Origin of the sequence: Jidongwangia harbinensis (assembly GCF_020216025.1) — a bacterium.
Classification (GTDB): Bacteria; Actinomycetota; Actinomycetes; order Mycobacteriales; family Micromonosporaceae; genus Actinoplanes; species Actinoplanes harbinensis.
Genome location: NZ_JAIWNC010000108.1, coordinates 1 through 1,275, shown reverse-complemented (window position 1 = coordinate 1,275; position 1,275 = coordinate 1). Strand labels below are relative to the sequence as shown.

At 69.0% G+C, this 1,275-nt stretch carries 2 protein-coding genes and 2 pseudogenes; 3 read left to right on the top strand and 1 reads right to left on the bottom strand.

Annotation, left to right across the window (positions count from 1 at the left end):
- From LDL48_RS43190 to LDL48_RS43180, 3 genes and pseudogenes are all read left to right on the top strand, one after another.
- Positions 1-182 (top strand): annotated as a pseudogene (locus tag LDL48_RS43190) (CBM96 family carbohydrate-binding protein); the annotation flags it as partial.
- Positions 183-255: 73 nt separating this feature from the next.
- Positions 256-717 carry a sporulation protein gene (locus LDL48_RS45350; RefSeq protein WP_225261005.1) on the top strand — a complete coding sequence of 154 codons (462 nt, stop codon included), beginning with the start codon at positions 256-258 and terminating at the stop codon, positions 715-717.
- A 122-nt stretch (positions 718-839) separates the two neighbouring features.
- Positions 840-1,061: a hypothetical protein gene (locus tag LDL48_RS43180; protein ID WP_225261004.1), complete on the top strand. Its 222-nt coding sequence runs from the start codon at positions 840-842 to the stop codon at positions 1,059-1,061.
- 94 nt (positions 1,062-1,155) lie between these two features.
- Here LDL48_RS43180 and LDL48_RS45345 read toward each other — a convergent pair.
- Positions 1,156-1,275 (bottom strand): annotated as a pseudogene (locus LDL48_RS45345) (IS30 family transposase); the annotation flags it as partial.

Below are 1,275 nucleotides of genomic sequence, written 5' to 3'. Positions count from 1 at the left end.
CCGGCTTCCGCAGCGTGCTCCCGGAGCTGGCCAAGCGCCCGAACATCAAGGCGATCGTCTACTTCGACACCAAGCAGGACGACCAGGGCGACCGCGACATCAGCATCGACGGCACCAAGGCCAACCTCGCCGCGTTCCGGACCCTGGCGGCCAACCCGATCTTCAACGTCACCCTCGGCTGACCAGTCCTGGCAGGGGTCCGGCGACGTCAACATAGCTCGGCCGATAAGGCGCGGGCCCGGCCACCTGCGCGCCGTGCCACTGACCCTGCCCTCCTACCAGCAAATCGAGTTCTACGCCGCACCACAGTACGCGCACGCCTGCACCGAACTGGAAGTCACCTTCGTCGCCAACCCCACGGCCTCGACGTCATCCTGGAAACCGACAAACGCGGCGGGCTGTTCACCGCAGGCCACCACACCTCCGGCCACCTCCAAGTCCCACACACCGGCGCCGAACACACCGACTGGGCCGCCCAGATCGACGCCTGGCTGCAGCAGGCCGTGCTGCCGCACGCGGCGACCTTCGCCAACCCACCACCCCGGCTACGGCGCACCGCACCACGGGCACGGCGGGCACCACGGGCACGGCGGGGGCGGGTTCGGCGCCGCAGCTGCGGTCGCCGGCGCCGGCGCCGGCCTGGTGGGCGGCTACGTCGCCGGTGAAGTCATCGACGAGGTCTTCGACGACGAAGACAGCGGGGACGTAGAAGAGTGACCCGCGCGGCGCCCTCCTCGAGGTCATACCTCACCGGGGCGCCGCCGCTATGTGTCCCGGCCCAGGCGGCCCCCGGTGGGCCGGAATGCATGCAGGTAGGTAGCCCCATACAAGAGAACGACATGACCGTCGGCGCCAAGCTCGACAAGCCGCTCGACAGGAAGTACGAGCAGCAGGACCTGCACACCCTCATCGACGCCGCGGTGGATGCCCTCGCCGGTGTCTGCCGACGCTCAAGCCCTCGCGAAAGGCCCTTCACCATCCAGACCATCGGTGCCTGGGCCATAGCAAGTACATCCGCACCGCCAGCGCGATCACCGACCTGGCCGACGGCCAGCAAGTAACCGACCGGCACCGGCCGGGGCGTCACCACGACACCCCGGCCGCGCAGCACGTCGGCGGGTCCGCCACGGCACCCAGCCGCAGGAACTGGCGAACTCAACTGGTGGTTGCAACACCGACTAGCTCAGCCATTTTTGCAGCTGGGTTGGCCCAGCCCAAGGTCATGCGGGGTCTTCCGTTGAGTTCGTCGGCGACGTGGTCGAGCCCGGCCTGGTC

Bases quoted from the DNA above. Each gene is read 5' to 3' on its own strand.
- LDL48_RS43180 (WP_225261004.1), top strand. From the start codon at position 840: ATGACCGTCGGCGCCAAGCTCGACAAGCCGCTCGACAGGAAGTACGAG.